17 protein-coding genes are annotated in these 18,072 nt (G+C 71.4%); 10 read left to right on the top strand and 7 right to left on the bottom strand.

The genetic code is table 11. The features are described from left to right. Positions 1-88 precede the first annotated feature (88 nt). The gene (def, locus tag K8638_RS32880) at positions 89-628 is read left to right on the top strand and encodes a peptide deformylase (RefSeq protein ID WP_223758636.1); all 540 of its coding nucleotides are present in this window, start codon (positions 89-91) and stop codon (positions 626-628) included. Here the strand turns inward: def and nth are convergent. Beyond that, positions 576-1,328 carry an endonuclease III gene (gene nth / locus K8638_RS32875; protein ID WP_370644176.1) on the bottom strand — a complete coding sequence of 251 codons (753 nt, stop codon included), beginning with the start codon at positions 1,326-1,328 and terminating at the stop codon, positions 576-578. The genes def and nth overlap by 53 nt on opposite strands. Before the next feature lie 69 nt (positions 1,329-1,397). Between nth and ltaE the strand changes: the two genes are divergently transcribed. Both ltaE and K8638_RS32865 read left to right on the top strand, forming a co-directional pair. Then, entirely contained in the window at positions 1,398-2,423 is a 1,026-nt protein-coding gene (gene ltaE, locus K8638_RS32870; protein ID WP_223758634.1) for a low-specificity L-threonine aldolase, read from the top strand. A gap of 152 nt (positions 2,424-2,575) precedes the next feature. Beyond that, on the top strand, positions 2,576-3,574 hold the full coding sequence (locus tag K8638_RS32865; protein ID WP_223758633.1) for a M23 family metallopeptidase: 999 nt from the start codon (positions 2,576-2,578) through the stop codon (positions 3,572-3,574). Positions 3,575-3,612: 38 nt separating this feature from the next. Here K8638_RS32865 and K8638_RS32860 read toward each other — a convergent pair whose 3' ends face one another. Further along, positions 3,613-3,882 carry an HU family DNA-binding protein gene (locus K8638_RS32860; RefSeq protein ID WP_002635502.1) on the bottom strand — a complete coding sequence of 90 codons (270 nt, stop codon included), beginning with the start codon at positions 3,880-3,882 and terminating at the stop codon, positions 3,613-3,615. Between the two features lie 327 nt (positions 3,883-4,209). Between K8638_RS32860 and K8638_RS44995 the strand changes: the two genes are divergently transcribed. Beyond that, a complete protein-coding gene (locus tag K8638_RS44995; protein WP_370644174.1) occupies positions 4,210-5,646 on the top strand; it encodes a hypothetical protein in 1,437 nt (478 codons plus the stop codon). 6 nt (positions 5,647-5,652) lie between these two features. Here K8638_RS44995 and K8638_RS32850 read toward each other — a convergent pair whose 3' ends face one another. Beyond that, positions 5,653-6,771 carry an alpha/beta fold hydrolase gene (locus tag K8638_RS32850; protein WP_223758632.1) on the bottom strand — a complete coding sequence of 373 codons (1,119 nt, stop codon included), beginning with the start codon at positions 6,769-6,771 and terminating at the stop codon, positions 5,653-5,655. Between the two features lie 113 nt (positions 6,772-6,884). Here K8638_RS32850 and pssA point away from each other — a divergent pair, with 113 nt between their 5' ends. The 4 genes from pssA (at position 6,885) to K8638_RS32830 (ending at position 11,428) form a co-directional block, all read left to right on the top strand. Beyond that, entirely contained in the window at positions 6,885-7,757 is an 873-nt protein-coding gene (gene pssA, locus K8638_RS32845) for a CDP-diacylglycerol--serine O-phosphatidyltransferase (protein ID WP_223758631.1), read from the top strand. A gap of 123 nt (positions 7,758-7,880) precedes the next feature. Further along, entirely contained in the window at positions 7,881-9,152 is a 1,272-nt protein-coding gene (locus K8638_RS32840) for a CinA family nicotinamide mononucleotide deamidase-related protein (RefSeq protein ID WP_223758630.1), read from the top strand. After that, the gene (locus K8638_RS32835) at positions 9,149-10,861 is read left to right on the top strand and encodes a hypothetical protein (RefSeq protein ID WP_223758629.1); all 1,713 of its coding nucleotides are present in this window, start codon (positions 9,149-9,151) and stop codon (positions 10,859-10,861) included. Before K8638_RS32840 ends, K8638_RS32835 begins: the two co-directional genes overlap by 4 nt. Before the next feature lie 57 nt (positions 10,862-10,918). Beyond that, the gene (locus K8638_RS32830; RefSeq protein WP_223758628.1) at positions 10,919-11,428 is read left to right on the top strand and encodes a DUF1285 domain-containing protein; all 510 of its coding nucleotides are present in this window, start codon (positions 10,919-10,921) and stop codon (positions 11,426-11,428) included. Here K8638_RS32830 and recA read toward each other — a convergent pair. Together recA and K8638_RS32820 are read right to left on the bottom strand one after the other, a co-directional pair. After that, the gene (recA, locus tag K8638_RS32825) at positions 11,425-12,453 is read right to left on the bottom strand and encodes a recombinase RecA (protein ID WP_223758627.1); all 1,029 of its coding nucleotides are present in this window, start codon (positions 12,451-12,453) and stop codon (positions 11,425-11,427) included. The two genes, K8638_RS32830 and recA, sit on opposite strands and share 4 nt — an antisense overlap. A gap of 213 nt (positions 12,454-12,666) precedes the next feature. Next, positions 12,667-13,461 (bottom strand): 1-acyl-sn-glycerol-3-phosphate acyltransferase, encoded by a 795-nt coding sequence (locus K8638_RS32820; protein ID WP_223758626.1) that lies wholly within the window; start codon positions 13,459-13,461, stop codon positions 12,667-12,669. Between the two features lie 146 nt (positions 13,462-13,607). On the opposite strand from K8638_RS32820, the gene K8638_RS32815 reads away from it, so the two are divergent. Continuing rightward, positions 13,608-14,987 carry an NAD(P)/FAD-dependent oxidoreductase gene (locus K8638_RS32815; protein WP_223758625.1) on the top strand — a complete coding sequence of 460 codons (1,380 nt, stop codon included), beginning with the start codon at positions 13,608-13,610 and terminating at the stop codon, positions 14,985-14,987. Between the two features lie 15 nt (positions 14,988-15,002). Here K8638_RS32815 and K8638_RS32810 read toward each other — a convergent pair whose 3' ends face one another. Next, complete coding sequence (locus tag K8638_RS32810) at positions 15,003-16,634, bottom strand: YifB family Mg chelatase-like AAA ATPase (protein ID WP_223758624.1); 1,632 nt, start codon at positions 16,632-16,634, stop codon at positions 15,003-15,005. Positions 16,635-16,830: 196 nt separating this feature from the next. Between K8638_RS32810 and K8638_RS32805 the strand changes: the two genes are divergently transcribed. Then, a complete protein-coding gene (locus K8638_RS32805; RefSeq protein WP_370644173.1) occupies positions 16,831-17,502 on the top strand; it encodes a hypothetical protein in 672 nt (223 codons plus the stop codon). On the opposite strand, the gene K8638_RS32800 is transcribed toward K8638_RS32805, so the two are convergent. Next, positions 17,403-18,026 carry a DUF2378 family protein gene (locus K8638_RS32800; protein WP_223758622.1) on the bottom strand — a complete coding sequence of 208 codons (624 nt, stop codon included), beginning with the start codon at positions 18,024-18,026 and terminating at the stop codon, positions 17,403-17,405. The two genes, K8638_RS32805 and K8638_RS32800, sit on opposite strands and share 100 nt — an antisense overlap. Positions 18,027-18,072 lie beyond the last annotated feature (46 nt).

Raw genomic sequence — 18,072 nt, 5'->3', positions numbered from 1 at the left:
GACAACGCAATAGTGGCCAGGGCGCACAGCCCTCACTTGCCCGCTCCCCCCTGCCTACCCCTGACGCAGTAGTGTTAAGAGGGCGTCCATGGTTCGAGACATCCTCATCTGGCCCGACCCTGTCCTGAAGCAGAAGGCCCGGCCGGTGGCGAAGGTGGACGACTCCCTCCGCGCGCTGGTGAAGGACATGTTCGAGACGATGTACGCCGCCGAGGGCGTGGGGCTCGCCGCCCCGCAGGTGGGCGTGCTCCAGCGCGTCATCGTCCTGGACACCACCCCCAGCCAGCCCGAGCTGAAGCCCATCGCGATGATCAACCCGGAGATCATCGCCACCGAGGGCGAGACGACCTACACCGAGGGCTGCCTCTCCATCCCCGGCGAGTCCGAGGACGTGGACCGCGCCGCCATCGTCACCGTGAAGTTCCTCGACGTGGACGGCCAGGAGCAGACGCTGCGCTGCGAGGGGCTGCTCGCCATCGCCGTGCAGCACGAGGCGGACCACCTCGACGGCACCGTCTTCGTGGACCACGTCTCCACGCTGAAGCGGGAGCTCATCCGTGGCCGGATGAAGCGCCTCAAGTCCTCGCGCGAGCGCGAGCGCCAGTCGAGCGCGTCCGCTTCACGGTAGCGGCCCCGGAGGACCCGGCCGCCTCCGCGCGCTTCGCGGCCGCCGAGGCGCGCACGCCCTTCTTCGGGCACAGGTCCGCCACGACGCACCGCTCGCATTCGGGCGAGCGGGCGAAGCACGTCCGCCGCCCGTGCCACACCAGGAGCTGGTGCCCCAGGGTCCACCGCTGCTCGGGCAGCACGGCCTGCATGTCCAGCTCCACCTTGTCCGGGTCCTCCTGCGTGGTGAAGCCGAGCCGGTACGCCAGCCGCTTCACGTGGGTATCCACGGGGAAGGCCGCGTCGCCGCCCAGGTGGATGCACACCACGCCGGCCGTCTTGCGGCCCACGCCCGGCAGTCCCTCCAGCACGGCGCGCTGGAGGGGCACCTGCCCGGCGTGCTCCTGCACGAGGGCCCGGGCGGCGGCGACGATGTTCTTCGCCTTGGCGCGGTACAGGCCACAGGTGCGGATGAACGGCTCCACGTCCGTGGGTTCCGCCGACGCGTAGGCCCGGGCGTCGGGGAAGCGTTGGAAGAGGGCGGGCGTCACCATGTTGACCCGCTTGTCCGTACACTGCGCGGAGAGGATGACGGCCACCAGCAGCTCCAGGGGCGTCCGGTAGTCCAGCTCGATGCGGGCATCCGGCATGTCCGCCTCCAGCCGGTCCATCACCGCCAGTGCGCGCTGCTTCTTCTCCGCCGCCGTCTCACGTCCAGGCACGCGCCCGTTGTATGTCACCCCTGCCGCGAGCCCAAGCACCGGCTGGGACCAACCCTTTTCGAGAGACCCATGAAGCCCATCGACTTCCGCTCCGACACGGTGACGAAGCCCACCCCCGCCATGCGCCGCGCCATCGCCGAGGCCGAGGTGGGCGACGATGTCTACGGCGAGGACCCCACCGTGCGGCGCCTGGAGGAGCGGGTGGCCGAGCGGCTCGGGCTGGAGGCGGCCGTCTTCGTGCCGTCGGGCACGCAGGCGAACCAGATTGCCATCGGCGCGCACTGCCGCCAGGGCGACGAGGTCCTCACCGAGGCGGGCAGCCACATCATCCAGTACGAGGGCGGCGCGGTGCCGGCGCTGTGGGGCGTGCAGCCGCAGCCGCTGCCGGGGCAGCGCGGCCTGCTGACGCCGGAGCAGGTGACGGAGTCGGTGCGCGCGGAGAACATCCACGCCCCGCGCACGCGCCTGCTGTCGCTGGAGAACACGCACAACCGCGGGGGCGGCGCGGTGTGGCCGGTGGAGCGCTTCCGCGCGGTGGTGGAGGCGGCGCGCAAGGCGAAGCTGGCGGTGCACCTGGACGGGGCGCGCCTGTTCAACGCCGAGGTGGCCGCGGGTGTGCCGGCGTCGTCATGGGCGAAGCTGACGGACACCACGTCGGTGTGCTTCTCGAAGGGCCTGGGCGCGCCGGTGGGCTCGGTGCTGGCGGGCCGCGCGGACGTCATCCACGAGGCGCGGCGGCTGCGCAAGCGGCTGGGCGGGGGCATGCGGCAGGCGGGCCTGCTGGCCGCGGCGGCGCTGTACGCGTTGGAGCACCACGTGGCCCGGCTCGCGGAGGACCACGCGCACGCGCGGCGGCTGGCGGCGGCGCTGGCGGAAGTCCCGGGCGTGAAGGTGGACGCGGCGCAGGTGGAGACCAACATGGTCTTCGCCGAGTTCTCCCGCCCCGCCATGGAGGTGGTGGAGTTGCTGGCGAAACACGGCGTGTTGACCAACCCCGCGGGCGGCCCGCGCACGCTGCGGCTGGTCACCCACCTGGATGTGTCCGCCGCGGACATCGACGAGGCCGTGGCCCGCATCCGCCGCGCTGTCGCCTGAGCGCACGGGGACGGGGGACCTGGTGCCCCCGGAGCGCGGTTGACCCATCCTCCGCGCACCTACACGGCGTGAAGCGCGGACTCCTGAACGCCCGGGGCCCACTCCCGGGCGGGAGGAAGGACCCGGGCGCGGCGTGGTAGGCTCGTGGCGCCGTGCGTCGCCTCAGCCTCCTCGTCCTCCTCACCGCCTGTTCTTGTGCCGCGCCCCGCGCGGAGAAGATGAGCTTCGAGGAGGCGTACGGCGCCTCTCCCTCGCGTTCTCCCGCGTCTGCCGGTGGCTCCACCCCGAGGCCCCTCGCGCGCGGAGCCCTGCCCCGGTCCTCCGCGGAGCTCGAGGCGGCGCTCGCCGCGTTCGCGGAGCGGGCCAGGATGTACCGCCAGCAGGTGGCGCGGGGTGGGGCCATGCCTGACTCCCAGGTGGAGAACTGGGAGGGGATGAACCGCGCGCTGGACGGCTTCATGTCCCGCCCGCTGGGGCGCTCGGACGCGCGGGGCGTGGAGCAGGCCCGGAGCGTGCTGGAGGCCGAGCTGGAGCAGGACGGCCGCACCTATGGGGACATGCCCGGCACGCTGGCGGAGGCGGTGATGCTGCGCGTGGGGCGGCTCGCCCTGCTCATGGCCTCCATGCACCGCCAGGAACATCCGGAGGCCGCGGGGGGCCTGCCGCGCCTCTCGTGGCCGGTGGCGCCGGTCTCCATCACCAGCCTCTTCGGGTACCGCTGGCATCCGATAACGGGCCGGCACCGCCGCCACCTGGGCGTGGACCTGGCCGCGCACCACGGGCAGGTCATCTACACCGCCGAGAAGGGCGTGGTGCTGCGCGCGGGCTGGAACGGCGACCACGGCAACCAGGTGGAGGTGCAGCATGCGGGCCGCTGGGTGACGCGCTACAGCCACCTGTCCCGCGTGCTGGTGGAGCCGGGCGAAATCCTGGAGCGCGGCGACGCGCTCGGCCTCGCCGGTGAGACGGGGCTGGCCACGGGCGTCCACCTGCACTTCGAGCTCTGGCGGGACGGCGAGCCCATGGACCCGCTGGACGCGCTGGGCGGCGAGGAGACTCCGTCCGAGGGGGCGCCCATGGCCTGGGGCCGCGAGCCGGCGGGCCCCGCAACGCATCAGGGGCGCCGCCCCGTGGTGGGTCAGCGCCCCTGAGTCTGGAGCCCTTCCGCCGCGCCGCGCGCGGGGACGGCTCAGAGCGAGTTCTTCAGCTCCTTGGCGGGCCGGAAGCCGATGGTCTTCGAGGCCTTCAGCTTCATCATCTCGTTCGTCTGCGGGTTGCGGATCTTCCGCGCCTTGCGCGAGCGCACCGACCAGGTGCCGAAGCCGGGGTAGCTGAAGCGGGCGTCCTTCTTCACCGCCTTACCGATGTTGGTGAAGACGATGTCGAGGATCTGCGCCGCGGACTTCTTGGTGAGACGTGTCTGCGCCGCCACCACCTCGACGAGCTCTGCCTTGGTCATTACGCCCCTCCATCCTTGCGTTGTCTGTTCTTGAGTGCCCTTACCCGACCGGTGGTAACAAATCGCTCTTTTCCCTGTCAATGCTGGCCGCGCTCCGGGGCCGGAAAATCGGCCTCCGGACGAAAAGTTGGCCCTCTGAAACACCGGGCGTACAGAGGGGAAGTCCGTTGCTTCTGTCACATGACGACACTCCACCCGCAGTGAGGTTTGAAAACGCGGTGTGTGATCGTGTTTGGAAGAAAGTCTTTGGAATAATGATCACTTGGAGGGGGGGGGTGATCGCGTCTTCCCGGGCCCCCGCGAGGAAGCGCTAGAGTGCCCGCCCGCGTGCGCTTCCGAACGTTCCTTCCGCTGATCCTCGTGCTGTGCACCTGCCGGGGGCCGGCCCCGCGCGAAGCGCCTCCGGCGGAGGCGACCCGCACCCACGTGTGGGTGGACCCGGCGGGGTGGAAGCCGGGGGATGGAACCCGCGAGCGGCCGCTGCGCTCGCTCGCCGAGGCGCTGGCCCGGCCCGGCCCGCTGACGGTGCACGTGGCCCTGGGGACGTACACGGGCCCCTTCACGCTGCCCGCGGGCGTGCGGGTGGAGGGCCAGGGGCCGGGCTCCGTCCTGTACGTGGAGGGGCCGGACGCCCCGGTGCTGCGGGCGGGCCGGGACACGGCGCTGGCGGACCTCGCCGTGCTGGGTGGGGCCTGGGGGCTGGAGGTGACGGGGGGAGGCCGGGTCCGGGTGGAGCGGGTGGGCTTCAGCGGCCAGCGAACGGGGGCGGTGCGGGTGGAGGCGGGGCGGCTGGAGGTGGAGGACGCGCGCTTCGAGGCCTCCGTGTCGGAGACCACGGGCGTCCTGCTCGAGGGCGCCGCGGTGGAGGCGCGCATCACCGGCAGTGTCTTCACCGGGCCCTTCCGGCGCGCGGTGCGGGTGCGCGGGGCCGGCGTGCGGGTGGAGGTGGAGGACGCGCGCTTCCTGGGCCCGGTGTCGGCGGTGGGGGTGGACGGCGGTCACGCGGAGGTGCGGCGCGCGACGGCGGAGGGTGGCCGGGGCTCGGCCTTCTCGGTGGTGGAGGGGGCGCTCGTCCTGGAGGAGGTGCGGGTGACGGGGCACGAGTACGGCGTGTCGGCCATGCAGGCGCGAAGGCTGGACGTGCGCGGCTTCACGTCGGTGCGCGCCGAGCGGGCCGGCCTGGGCGTGGTGCGCTCGCGCGGCGTGCTGGAGGACGTGGTGGTGCAGGGCAGCGGCGAGTTCGGAGGGATTCAGCAGGTGGGCGGCGAATTGGAGGTCCGGCGCTTCCGGGTGGAGGGCGCGGCGGAGTACGGGCTGGTGGCCACCCAGGGGAGGCTGCGCGTACGGGACGGCACCATCACCCGGGTGCGCTCGGGGGATGGCATCGCCGGAGACGGGCTGCACCTGCGCCAGGTGGAAGCGGACGTGGAGGGCGTGGTGGTGGACGGCGTGGCGGGGACGTGCGTGCTGGCCGCGCAGGATGCGCGCGTGGTGCTGCGTGACGCGGAATTGTCGGGCTGCGGGCACGCGGGGCTGATGGTGGACACGCTCGCGCGGCTGGAGGCCACGGGCGTGGAGGTCCGCGGCGGCGGGACGGCGCTGGCCGCCATGGGCGACGGCGAAGTGCGCGCGGACGCGCTCACCGCGAGCGGGCTGTCGGAGGGGCTCGTCTGGGCCGAGTGCCAGGGCAGCACGCGGGTACGGCTGTCGAGGGTGCGCTCGGAGGACGTGCGCGGCCTGTCCGCTCCCTGTGTGGAGCGCTGACGTCCGTCAGGCCCGCGGCGGCTCGGCGGCGGAGGGCAGGGGCGTGGCGTGGCGCTCCAGCCACTCGCGGATGAGGGGATAGACCTCCATGGGCGCGCCGGTGCCGAAGACGAGGTCGCCGTGCCCGTAGTCCATCTTGTCGCCGCGGTCCTTGCCGAAGATGTGCAGCGTGCGGTCTTTCGCGGTGGCGAGCGCGAACTGGGCCTCGACGTTCTCCGCCGTGGCCAGCTGGTCCGAGCTGCCGCCCATGATGAGCAGCGGGAGCTGGAGCCGGGGGATGCCCGCGCGCCAGTCGGTGGCGCGGTCGAAGGAGCGGAACACGTCGTGCTCTATCCAGTCCTGGAACTGGAGCAGCACCTTGCGGCTCATCGACGACATCATGTTCGCGTAGACCTGCCGCTGGATGCGCGGGGGGATGTGCTCGGGATTCACGACCAGGTCGGAGAGGGGCAGGGTGACGTAGCCGAGGAAGGGCGCGAGGCTGGCGCTCATCCACTCCTGCCGCAAGCGCGCGGGCCACGCGGCGCGCACGCCCAGGGAGATGAGCGTGCGCAGGAAGGGGCCGGACCTGAAGTGTACGGGGGCGCCCAGCGTGAGCAGCCCGGCCAGCTTGTCGCCATGAGGGCCCTGCGCGACGCCATAGCCCACCAGCCCCCCCAGCGAGTGGCCGAGCCAGAAGGTCCGCTTCGCGCCCGTCTCCTTCAGCGCCAGCTCCAGCAGCGCCGGCCCGTCCTGGAGGATGTGGTCGTCGATGGTGAAGTCCGTGTACCGCCGGCCCCGGGGCGGCATCCGCGAGTGCCCCGTCCCGCGCCACTCGACGCTGTAGCAGTCGAAGCCGGCGTCGGCCAGGTAGTGGGCCACCGAGTACGGCGGCTCGAAGTCGAAGGTGAACCGGTTGGCGGCCAGCCCGTGGCACAGCAGCACCGGCTCCTCGAAGCGGCGCACCGGCGCGCGCCGCGCATGGATGGTCAGCTCCCAGCCGTCCTCGCAACGGGCCCGGAGCGCCTGGGGCAGGTCCGTCCGGGGGCGGTACCACCTCCGCACGGCGGCCACCCACACGACATTCCACAGCACCAGGGCGAGCACGGCGACCAGCACCCACACGGCCCACTGCCAGGCGTCCATTCCGCCTCCTTAACGGACCTCGGGGCGACGATGGCGTAAATAAAACCCTGCTAAGGTTCGTTCACCCGCCGTTCTGCCGCCGGAACTCACGGGCATCAGAGGAAGTCGAGGGAATGATGAAGCTGCGGAAACTGATGTTCGTGCTCCCGAACCTTTTCACCGTCACGTCCATCTTCTGTGGCTTCTATGCCATCACCCTCTGCACGGGTGATGCCGGTCCGGTGCAGCTCTACCAGGCGGCCCTGGCCATCTTCTTCGCCATGTTCTTCGACGGGGTGGACGGGCGCGTGGCCCGCCTGACGAAGACGCAGAGCGACTTCGGGGTGCAGCTCGACAGCCTGGCGGACGTGATGTCGTTCGGCGTGGCGCCGGGCCTCCTGGTCTACAAGTGGGCGCTCGCGCCGCTGGGCTTCGCGGGCATTTTCATCGCCTTCGCCTTCACCGCGTGCGGCGCGCTGCGGCTGGCGCGCTTCAACGTGCTGGCGGCGCGCAACCCGCACGGCGGCGGTGGGCGCTTCTTCGTGGGGCTGCCCATTCCCCTGGCGGCGGGCATGTTGGTTTCACTCATCATCTCGCACCACGCGGTGTCGGGGGGCGAGCCGCTGCGCGAGTCTGCCGTCATGCCGGTGGCCATGACGGTGGTGGGGCTGTCCCTGCTGATGGTGTCGACGGTGCGCTACCGGACCTTCAAGGACGCGCGCCCGAGCCGGAAGAGCGCGCTGGCCCTCATGCTGGTGGGGCTCGGCGGGGTGCTGATTGCGACGCAGTTCCACCCGGCCTGGGTGCTGGTGGCGTGCTGTGGCGCCTACCTGACGCTGGGGCTGGTGGAGTCCGCGGTGCAGGTGCGCAGCCGGTTGGTGGCGCGCAAGGTCTCCCCGGGCGCCGCCGCCGCGGTGGCCGTCGCCGCCGTCATCGACGACGAGGACGAGGACGAGGACGCCGAGGAGGACGCGGGCCCCGGCAACGACGGCCCCGCGTTCCTGTAGGCCGCACCCGGCGACAAGGGAAGGGCCCGGGCATCCGCCCTTCGGGGCGCCGGGCGCCGTGGCACGGGAGGTCCTCCTTCCTTGCGTGCCGCCGCCGCCCGCTGCCGCTAGGATGCGCGGCCCATGCGCGTCGAGCTGCTGTGCACCGGTGACGAGCTCGTCACCGGCCTCATCACGGACACGAACAGCACGTACCTGGAGGCCCGCCTCTTCGACCTGGGGGTGAAGGTCGAGCGCGTGGTGCTCGTGGGCGACGTGCGGCCGGACATCACCCACGCCCTGCTGTCCGCCGCCTCCCGCGCGGACGTGGTGATTGTGTCCGGAGGCCTGGGGCCCACGGCGGACGACTTCACGCTCGAGTGCGCCGCCGCGGCGGCGGGCGTGCCCCTGGTGGAGGACGCCCGGGTGCTCGGCTGGCTCAAGGAGCGCTACGCGGCGCGGGGCATGTCGCCCGAGCTCAACCCGGGGCAGCTCCGCATGGCCCGCGTCCCCCAGGGCGCCGAGCCGGTGCGCAACCCGGCGGGCTCCGCGCCCATGGTCCTGCTCACCCTCGGCCGCTGCCGGCTCTTCTTCCTCCCCGGCGTGCCCCGTGAGTACAAGGCCCTGCTGGACGGTGAGGTGCTGCCGCGCATCCGCGCCTGGCTGGAGGCGGAGCCGGGCCGCGTGTATCGCGCCTTCCGGCTGCTGCGCACGGTGGGCCTGGGCGAGTCGGTGGTGGACCAGCTCGTGAAGCCGCTGACGCCGCGCCACCCCCGGGTGGTGTTCGGCTTCCGCACGCATGCGCCGGAGAACCACCTGAAGCTGATGGCCGAGGCGCCCTCGCAGGCCGAGGCCGACGCCACGCTCGCCGCCGTGGAGGCGGACTGCCGCCGGGTGCTGGGTGCGCATGTGTTCGGTGCGGACGCGGAGGAGTACGCCCCGGTGCTCCTCGGCATGCTCCGGAGGGCGGGGGCCACGCTGGCGGCGGCGGAGAGCTGCACGGGGGGGCTCATCTCCCAGCAGCTCACGGCGGTGCCGGGCGCCAGCGACGTCTTCATCGGCGGCGCGGTGGTGTACTCGGAGAAGATGAAGGCCGCGTGGGTGGGGGTCCCTCCCGCGGTGCTCGAGCGTCACTCCGCCGTGTCGCGTGAGACGGCCATCGCCATGGCCGAGGGCGTGCGCGCCGCCTGTGGCACCACGTACGGCCTGTCGGTGACGGGCTACGCCGGCCCGGGTGGCGGGACGCCGGAGGACCCGGTGGGCACCGTGTACTGCGCGCTGGCCAGCGCGGGGATGCCCACGCGCTGTGAGCGCATGACCTTCTCCGGCGACCGCGACCGCGTGCGCCTGTTCGCCGCCTCCCACACGCTGGAAATGCTGCGGCAGCACCTGCTCGCCGCGCCCGCCATCCCATGAGCCGCTCCAAGTCCAAGCGCCCCCGTTCGTCCCCCACCGCGCGTGGGGCCTCTTCCGGCTCGGGAGCCACCGCTCCGCACGGCTCGGCCGCGCCGGATGCTTCCTCCAAGCCGCGCAATGAGGGCGCGGGTGGCACGGCCGCGCCGTCCTCCGCATCGGGCCACGGCGCCACCGTCGCGCGGGCCGGGAGCTCCGAGCACGGCCGCTCCGGTACGGGCACCCTCACCGCGCAGGCCGGGAGCGCCGAGCACGTTCACTCCAGCACGGGGGCCACCACCGTGACGGCGGGAGGCGCCGCGCACGAGCACTCCGGCAAGGCCGCCACCGCCGCGCCGACGGAGAGCGACCACTCCGCTGGCACCGGCCAGGGCGCCTCGCGGGGGCCCGCGGGGGGCCTGCCGCTCAACATCCTGCGCGTGTGGCTGTCCGCGTATCGCGTGGAGGTGGCGCTGTTCCTGGTGGCCTTCGTGGTGCTGGCCAGCTTCAGCTCGCAGCGCTTCCTGCGGCAGAGCGCGGCGCCGCACTTCATCTACCAGTCGCAGTCCTGGCTGGAGGGCCGGCTGGACCTGGACCCGCGGGTGCTGCCCAACCTGGAGGACTGGGCCTGTGTGCGCGTGGTGGACGGCGAGAAGGTCCGCTGCGAGGGCCGGCTGCTGCCGACGGACCGCTGGTTCGTGAGCTTTCCGCCGTTCCCCTCCGTGGTCATGCTGCCCTTCGTCGCGCTGCACGGCTACCAGTTCAACGACACCTCCTTCGGCGTCATCGTCGGCGCGCTGGCGGTGGCGCTCTTCTATTCGCTGCTGCGCTTCCTGGCGAAGGAGGGGGAGACGGCGAGAGACAGGAACGAGAACACCGCCCTGGCGCTCATCCTCGCCTTCGGCACCCTGTTCTTCTACTGCGCCATCCGTGGCGAGGTCTGGTTCAGCGCCGAGGTCATGGGCGTGGCCTTCACCTGCCTCTATGCGCGCAACGCGGTGCGGGCCCACCGGCCGCTGCTCGCCGGCGTGTTCTTCTCCATGGCCACGCTCACCCGCACGCCGCTGCTCTTCACGGGCCTGTTCTTCGTCCTGGAGGCGCTGTGTCCCGAGCCGGGCTCCCGGCTGGCGCAGCTCAAGGCCCTGGGCCGGGACTGGAAGCCCGCGGCGCGCAAGGTGGGGCTGTTCGCGCTGGGGGCCGCGCCCCTGGGGCTGCTGGCGGCCGCGTACAACTTCTACCGCTTCGGCCGCCTGGGAGAGTTCGGCCACCGGTTCTTCTACAACAACCGCGTCAACGCGGACATCGACCGCACCGGCCTCTTCCACTGGGACTACCTGCCGCGCAACCTGGAGGCCGCGTTCCTCAAGCTGCCCAGGGTCTCGCTGGAGCCGCTGAAGCTCGCGTATGACCCGCACGGCCTGACGCTGCTCCTGACGCTGCCGCTGCTCGTCTTCCTGCTGGTCCCGAAGACGCGCCCGCGCCTGCACTGGCCGCTGTGGCTCACCGTGGCCGTGTGCGCGCTGCCGGGCCTCTTCTACCAGAACACCGGCTACATGCAGTTCGGCTTCCGCTTCAGCCTCGACTACACGCCGTACCTCCTGTTGCTCTTCGCCATTGGGGGCTGGTCCCTCCGCAACCGCGCGGTGCTGGCGGCGGTGGCGCTCGGCGTGCTGGTGAACTTCTGGGGCGCGGTGGCCTTCCGCGGCTACACGGAGCTTGTCCGGAACTGGTAGGCGCCCGGGGCACGCCGGCTTGAATCCTCCACCCTCCAGGCGCACATAAGAGAGGCCATGCAACCTCCCACCGGACAGCCCCCTCCCGGCAAGCGCTGGCACACCCGCGAGGACAGCGGCATCCGCCTCGACTCCACGCTGCGCTGGTGGCACGACGACGAGCCCATCCAGCACCCGAAAATCATCGAGCTCTTCAACACCTCCCTCGTGCTGGACGAGGCGGGGCGCTACCAGCTCCGCATCGGCCAGGACTGGTGCTACATCCAGGTGGAGGGCGCCGCCTACGAGGTGCGTACCGTGGACGTCACCCCGGACGAGCGCGTCTCCGTGCGTCTGAGCGACCGCACCGCCGAGGCACTGGACACCGCCACCCTGTTCGTGGAGCCCGACGGTGTCCTCTCCTGCCGCGTGAAGCAGGGGAGGGCCCGGGCGCGCTTCTCCCGGGATGCCCAGTACCAGCTCGGTCAGCTCCTGGAGGAGGGCCCTGACGGCGCCCTGGTGTTGTGCGCCGGCCAGCGCCGGTGGCCCCTCCCCGTGACGCTCGACGCGCTGTCGGCGTCCGCCTAGGCAGCGGCCTCCGCGGGGGCCGGAGGGCAGGGGAGGGCGGCGGTGCCCACCAGCTCCCTGCCGAGCGCCTCCAGCACGTCAGGGTGCTCGCGCAGCCACTCCGTCGCGCGCTCGCGGCCCTGGCCGATGCGCTCCCCTCGCAGGCTGAAGTGGCTGCCCGACTTCTCGATGATTCCCGTGGCCACGCCCAGGTCCAGCACCTCGCCCGCGCGGTGGATGCCGGTGCCGTAGAGCAGGTCGAACTCCGCCTCCTGGAAGGGCGGCGCCACCTTGTTCTTCACCACCTTCACCCGCGCCCGCGAGCCCACCACCGCGTCCCCCTCCTTGAGGTTGCCCGTGCGGCGAATCTCCATCCGCACCGACGCGTAGAACTTCAGCGCGTTGCCGCCCGTGGTCGTCTCCGGGTTGCCGAACATCACCCCAATCTTCATGCGGACCTGGTTGATGAAGATGATGCACGTGCCCGAGCGGCTCACCGCCCCGGTCAGCTTGCGCAGCGCCTGGCTCATCAGCCGCGCCTGCACGCCCATGTGCGCATCCCCCATCTCCCCCTCGATTTCGGCTCTCGGCACCAGCGCCGCCACCGAGTCCACCACGATGAGGTCCACCGCCCCCGAGCGCACGAGCTGCTCCGTGATTTCCAGCGCCTGCTCACCGGTGTCCGGCTGCGACACCAGCAGCTCCTCCACCTTCACACCCAGCTTGCGCGCGTAGGACACGTCCAGCGCGTGCTCCGCGTCGATGAAGGCCGCCACGCCGCCCGCCGCCTGGACCTGCGCAATCGCATGCAGCGTGAGCGTCGTCTTGCCGGACGACTCGTTGCCGAACACCTCCACCACGCGCCCGCGCGGATAGCCCCCCACGCCCAGCGCCCGGTCCACCCCCACCGAGCCGGTGGGGATGACCGCGACCTTCTGCTCCCGTGTCTCGCCCCCCAGGGTCATCACCGAGCCCCGGCCGAACTGCTTCTCGATTGACGCCACCGCCGCCGCCACCGCCTTCAGCTTCTCCGTGAGCTTGCTCATCCCGTCTTCGGCTCCCTCGCCGCCCTGCCTGTGAGTGGGTGCTGCGCCGCGGGTTGGGCCGGGCGCATCGGCGAGGGGCATGAGCAACGGCCATGCCGGGTGTGCGCCCTCTGGAGCGCGAGACGGGGGCGTCCACGGGCGTGGCCCGGCGTCCCGAATGGCGGAGTGGCGGCGCCGGGGCGGATTGTCCGGGGTGGTCCGCGGGAAGCGGGTTCAGCCCGGTAGGGAGTTGAGGGTGGGCAGCCCCTGTGCGTGCGAGGCCACCTCGGCGGCCTCGCTCTCGCCGCCGATGTCGCGGTGGAGCCGCAGGAGGGCCTCACGCACCTCCCGCATGAGCGCTTCGCGGTCCGCCAGGGTGAGCCCCTTCGTCTCGATGGGGCGCCCCACCTTCACGCGGATGTCGTGCCGGCGCAGGCAGAAGCGGTCCGGGGGCAGCACCTGGCCCGAGCCCTCGATGGCCACCGGGACGATGGGCACCTGCGCCTCCAGCGCGAGCACGAAGGGCCCCTTCTTGAAAGGCAGGATGGAGCCGTCCCGCGAGCGCGTCCCCTCAGGGAAGGCGAGGATGCTGGCGCCCTCGCGGATGCGCTTTCCGGCCAGGGCCATGCTCCTCACCGCCTCCGTGTGCCGGGAGCGGTTGACGAAAATCATCCCCGTCATCTTCATGTACTGCCCGAGGAACGGCACGTAGCGGAGCACGTGCTTGGCCACGAAGCGCAGGTTGACGGGCAGCGCGGCGAACGCGCAGGGGATGTCCAGCGCGGACTGGTGGTTCATCAAGAAGACGTGCGGCCGGCTCCAGTCCACGTCTGGCAGCGGCTCCACCGTCATCCTCGAGCCGGTGATGCGCCAGTGCAGCGGCGCCCAGAAGCGCCGCGCCATCATCAGCGCGACATCGCCGTCCCGGGTGAGCAGCATCATCAGCCCGGCCAACGATATCCAGAAGACGCCCCACACCATCAGGATGACGGCCTGGAGCACCGTGAGCAGCGGGAGCAGGGGATTCATGCGCGGCGTCGAGGGGAACTCCATTCTTCCACTGACGCACTGCGTTGTCATCTCCTTCTAGGGAGAATCAGGGGGACGCCTGCTCGCCTGTTCCCGGGGTGGCGCTTTGCGTTGAACTTCAGGGGGGCCGGCATGAACTTCCCCGCGTGAAAGCGAACCGCGAGAGCCTGCCCCATGTGGTCATCCTCGGCGGAGGTTTCGCCGGTCTCTATGCCGCGCGGCACCTGTACAAGGCGCCGGTGCGCGTCACCGTGGTGGACCGGCACAACCACCATCTCTTCCAGCCCCTGCTGTACCAGGTGGCCACGGCGACGCTCAGCCCCAGCGAGATTGCCGCGCCCCTGCGAGGGATTCTGGGCCCCCACGACGTGAGCGTGCTGCTGGCGGACGTGACGGGCGTGGACACCGCCGGCAAACGCGTGCTGCTGGCCGACGGTGAGCTGACGTACGACTTCCTCGTCATCGCCACGGGGGCCACGCACTCCTACTTCGGCAACGACCAATGGTCGAAGTACGCCCCGGGACTGAAGTCCATCGAGGACGCGGTGGAAATCCGCCGGCGCATCCTGATGGCCTTCGAACTGGCCGAGCGCGAGACGGACCCGGAGGTTCGCCGCGCGCTGCTCAACTTCGTCATCATCGGCGCCGGCCCCACGGGCGTGGAGCTCGCGGGCGCCCTGGCGGAGATCAGCCGCCACTCGCTGCCCGGTGACTTCAAGAACATCGACCCCCGTCAGGCGCGCATCATCCTCATCGAGGGCGTGAAGAACGTGCTGCCCGTCTACCCGGAGGACCTGTCCCTCAAGGCTCGCCGAGCGCTGGAGGAACTGGGCGTGGAGGTCCGCACCGGCGCCCGTGTCACCAACATCGACGAGACGGGCGTCTTCATCGGCGACGAGCACCTCCCGGCCCGCACGGTGGTGTGGGCCGCCGGAGTGGCCGCCTCGCCCGTGGCGCGCTCGCTGGGCGTGGAGCTGGACCGCGCCGGCCGCGTCCTGGTGGCGCCCGAGCTGACGGTGCCGGGGCACGAAGACATCTTCGTCGTCGGAGACCTGGCCTCCGTGAAGGGGGATGACGGGAAGCCCGTGCCCGGGCTCGCGCCCGCGGCGATGCAGATGGGCAAGCAGGCCGCCGTCAACATCCGGCGCCGGCTGGAGGGCAAGCCCATGCAGCCTTTCAAGTACTGGGACCGCGGCTCCTACGCGGTGATTGGTCGTGGGCACGCGGTGGGCATCGCCTTCCGCCGCTTCAAGCAGTCCGGCTTCCCCGCCTGGGCGGCCTGGCTGCTCATCCACATCACCTTCCTCATCGGCTTCCGAAGCCGGCTGGCGGTGCTGCTCAACTGGGCCTACTCGTACCTGACGTTCGCCAAGTCCGCCCGCATCATCACCGGCCCCACCCCGCGACTGGACCTGGTGAAGCCGGGCCGGGCGCTTCCGGATGGAGGCACCGGGGCGGTGGAGGTCGAGGCCACCGCCCAGGTCCACGCCTCGCGGCAGGCGCCCACCCCGCCCGCGACGCACTGACACTCCAGCGCGCACTCAGGAGTCCTCCCGGGGAGTCGCCCGTCCGGACGGCGCGGCCATCCGGGAGGCGGAGCCTGGCCGGGAAGGGTGGGGGCTGCGGTTGTTGTCATGCGGGTAGTTCACGCGGTCCAGCATCCGGCAGTCGATGGCGAGCTGCATGTCCATGGCCTCGATGCGGGCATGCCCCTCCAGGTCGGCCCGGGTGAGGGCCACCTTGAGGATGCGGTCATGGGCCCGCGCGGAGAGTCCGAACATGCGCACCGCCCGCCCCAGCATCTCCTCGGCGCGGGGGCTCATCACGCAGTGGCGGCGTAGCAGGTGCGGTGGGAGCTGCGCGTTGCAATTCACGCCCGGCTCGTTCCGGTAGCGGGCCCGCTGGCGCTCGCGCGCGGCCTTGGCCCGCTCCCGGTAGTAGCTGCTGGGCGGCTCCCGCGTGTCGGCGCGCGCCAGGTGCTGGTACTCCACCGGCCGCGTCTGCAGGGTGATGTCGATGCGGTCCAGCAGCGGCCCGCTCACCCGCGTGTTGTATTCGTAGCGGCGGTTGTCCGTGCAGGTGCAGATGCGCCCCGGGGCGCCGTAGTAGCCGCACGGGCAGGGGTTCATCGCGGCCACCAGCATCACCTGGCACGGGTAGGTGATGTGCTGGTTGGCCCGCGCCAGGTGGATGGCGCCTTCCTCCAGCGGCTGGCGCAGCACCTCCAGCACGTTCTTCCGGAACTCCGGCAGCTCGTCGAGGAAGAGCACGCCGTGGTGCGCCAGGGAGAGCTCCCCCGGACGCGCCATGGGGCCGCCGCCCACCAGCCCCGCGTCGGAGAGCGTGTGGTGGGGCGCCCGGAAGGGACGTTCGCGCATCAACGAGTGCCCCTCTCCCAGGAGCCCCAGCACCGAGTACACCTTCGTCACCTCCAGCGCCTCGCTGAAGGTCATCTCCGGGAGGATGCCGGGCAGCCGCCGCGCCAGCATGGTCTTCCCGGAGCCCGGAGGGCCGCTCATCAGCACGTTGTGTCCGCCCGCGGCCGCCATCTCCAGGGCCAGCTTCAGGTCCGGCTGGCCTCGCACGTCCGCCATGTCCGGTGCCGGGAGGCCCTCCCCGGGCCGCCGGGAGTCCTCCTCCCGCGTATAGGTCTGCACGGGGCGCGTGCCCGTCAGGTGGTCCACCGCCTCGCGCAGGTGGGCCACCGGCAGCACCCGCAGCCCCTCCACCAGCGCCGCCTCGGCCGCGTTCGCCGCCGGCACCATGACACCGTCGTAGCCCCCGTTCTTCGCCGCCACGGCCAGCGGAAGCACGCCCTTGATGGGGCGGATGGCGCCGTCCAGCGACAGCTCTCCGCCGAAGAGCAGGCGCGCCACGGGCGCCTCCTCCAGCAGCTTCGCCGCCACCAGCACCCCCAGGGCGATGGGGAGCTCGAAGGCCGCTCCCTCCTTCTTCAAGTCCGCCGGCGCGAGGTTCACCGTGATTCGCTTCTGCGGCAGCTCGAAGCCCGTGTTCTTCAGCGCGGACACGACGCGGACCTTCGACTCCCGCACCGCCCCTTCCGCCTGTCCCACGACGTTGAAGTAGGGGAGGCCGAGCGCCATGTCGACCTCGCACTCCACCACCACCGCGTCGATGCCCATCAACGCCCCCGACCGCACCCTCGCCAGCATGTCCCGTCCTCCCCGAAGCCGCCGCCACCTCCCTCAGCAATGGCCGTACCGCCGCCCACCCGAGGCGTAGGGCGCCTCACGCCAATCCAGCCCGGTGGATGCCCATCCCGTCTCCGGGAATCTTGATTTCAGTGAGGCGGGATTTGTGAACCAGGGTCTAGCCAGGTCGGGATGAGTCCGGTACCTTGCAGTCCACTTGGGGGAATCCATGGGGGCAGAGCTCGCAGTGGACTCGCAGACTCGTCAACGCCGTCCGGTTCGCATCCGTCGCGCGGATCAGAAGCGCGGCCAGCGCATGAAGCTGGCCTTCGCCGTGTTCCGCTTCTGCCTCTACGGGATGATAGGGCTCAGCTCGGAGATATTCTTCTACAACCTGGTGCGGGTGGCCCGGCACGTGCCCGTGCTGGAGGCGCTCTTCCGGTTCCAGTGGCGGGTGGATGACAGGCTGGGGCTCAACGCCATCTGGGACACGCCCGTCTCCGTCGCCTACGGCCAGTGCTCGCTGTGGATGTTCCTCATCTACGGCGTGGCGTGCTTCTTCTTCATCGAGCCGCTCTACCGGTGGATGCTGTATCAGCACACCGGGCTGCGCGCCGCCGTCTACGGCATCGTCATCCTGCTCTTCGAGGGCTTCAGCGGCGTGGTGCTGGAGCGCTTCACCGGCTACCGCATCTGGTACTACGCGGACGCGGGCGCCATCCTCTGGGAGATGACGTCCCTCTACATCCTGCCCATCTGGATGGTGACGGGCCTCATCGCGGAGTTCATCTACAGGGAGATGATGGACCCGGACCTGCTGGCCGCCTTGGAGTCCCCGCTGCCCGCCACGCCCGAGGAGACCGAGGCCTCCTTCCAGCTGATGCGGTAGGTGCAGGCGTGGCCGTCGTAGCCGGACGTCTCGATGACGATGTCCTTCGCTCCGGCCACGCGCAGTCCCGCGTGGATGATGCCCGCGGTGAAGGACGGGTAGGCGCCCACCTCGTTCATCCACAGCTCGAACTGCTGGGGGCCCAGCTCCCTCAGCTTGGACTCGGTGTAGTTGTTGCCGGCCCGGAAGTTCTGCGTGGCGCGCATCAGCGCCCGCCGGGGCCCCAGCACGCGCAGCAGTGACAGCACGGCGCGCCCCAGCATCGTCTCCCGGAAGCCCTCGATGTAGGCCTCTCCCAGCTTCCAGGTGCCCTGGTCGATGGGCTCCTGGGGGAAGAGCTCCTCCGCGCCAATGCGGAGGAACGTCATCCAGGACTCGAAGGGGTAGGCGGGGCGGAGCTTCTGGTCCACGTCCAGGCCGGCCTGCCGCAGCCGCGCCTTGCACTCGGGCGTCAGCCGCCCGGACAGCGCGCGCAGGAACAGGGCTTCGATGGTCTGCTCAAAGATGAGAAGCTCGTCGGCCATTGAGTCGTGGACTCTAGCCGACGAGCTTCTCGAAGTGAATCACGAC

Source organism: Myxococcus sp. RHSTA-1-4, from assembly GCF_020037125.1.
GTDB lineage: Bacteria > Myxococcota > Myxococcia > Myxococcales > Myxococcaceae > Myxococcus.
Note: the sequence above shows the minus strand (reverse complement) of the source record. Positions and strands in the feature narration are given on the sequence as shown.

Coding starts and splice junctions, on each gene's coding strand:
- K8638_RS32820 (WP_223758626.1), bottom strand. CDS start 13,461: ATGAATCCCCTGCTCCCGCTGCTCACGGTGCTCCAGGCCGTCATCCTG.
- recA (WP_223758627.1), bottom strand. CDS start 12,453: ATGAGCAAGCTCACGGAGAAGCTGAAGGCGGTGGCGGCGGCGGTGGCG.
- K8638_RS32850 (WP_223758632.1), bottom strand. CDS start 6,771: ATGGACGCCTGGCAGTGGGCCGTGTGGGTGCTGGTCGCCGTGCTCGCC.
- K8638_RS32840 (WP_223758630.1), top strand. CDS start 7,881: ATGCGCGTCGAGCTGCTGTGCACCGGTGACGAGCTCGTCACCGGCCTC.
- ltaE (WP_223758634.1), top strand. CDS start 1,398: ATGAAGCCCATCGACTTCCGCTCCGACACGGTGACGAAGCCCACCCCC.
- def (WP_223758636.1), top strand. CDS start 89: ATGGTTCGAGACATCCTCATCTGGCCCGACCCTGTCCTGAAGCAGAAG.
- K8638_RS32800 (WP_223758622.1), bottom strand. CDS start 18,026: ATGGCCGACGAGCTTCTCATCTTTGAGCAGACCATCGAAGCCCTGTTC.
- K8638_RS32835 (WP_223758629.1), top strand. CDS start 9,149: ATGAGCCGCTCCAAGTCCAAGCGCCCCCGTTCGTCCCCCACCGCGCGT.
- K8638_RS32810 (WP_223758624.1), bottom strand. CDS start 16,634: ATGCTGGCGAGGGTGCGGTCGGGGGCGTTGATGGGCATCGACGCGGTG.
- K8638_RS32830 (WP_223758628.1), top strand. CDS start 10,919: ATGCAACCTCCCACCGGACAGCCCCCTCCCGGCAAGCGCTGGCACACC.
- pssA (WP_223758631.1), top strand. CDS start 6,885: ATGATGAAGCTGCGGAAACTGATGTTCGTGCTCCCGAACCTTTTCACC.
- K8638_RS32860 (WP_002635502.1), bottom strand. CDS start 3,882: ATGACCAAGGCAGAGCTCGTCGAGGTGGTGGCGGCGCAGACACGTCTC.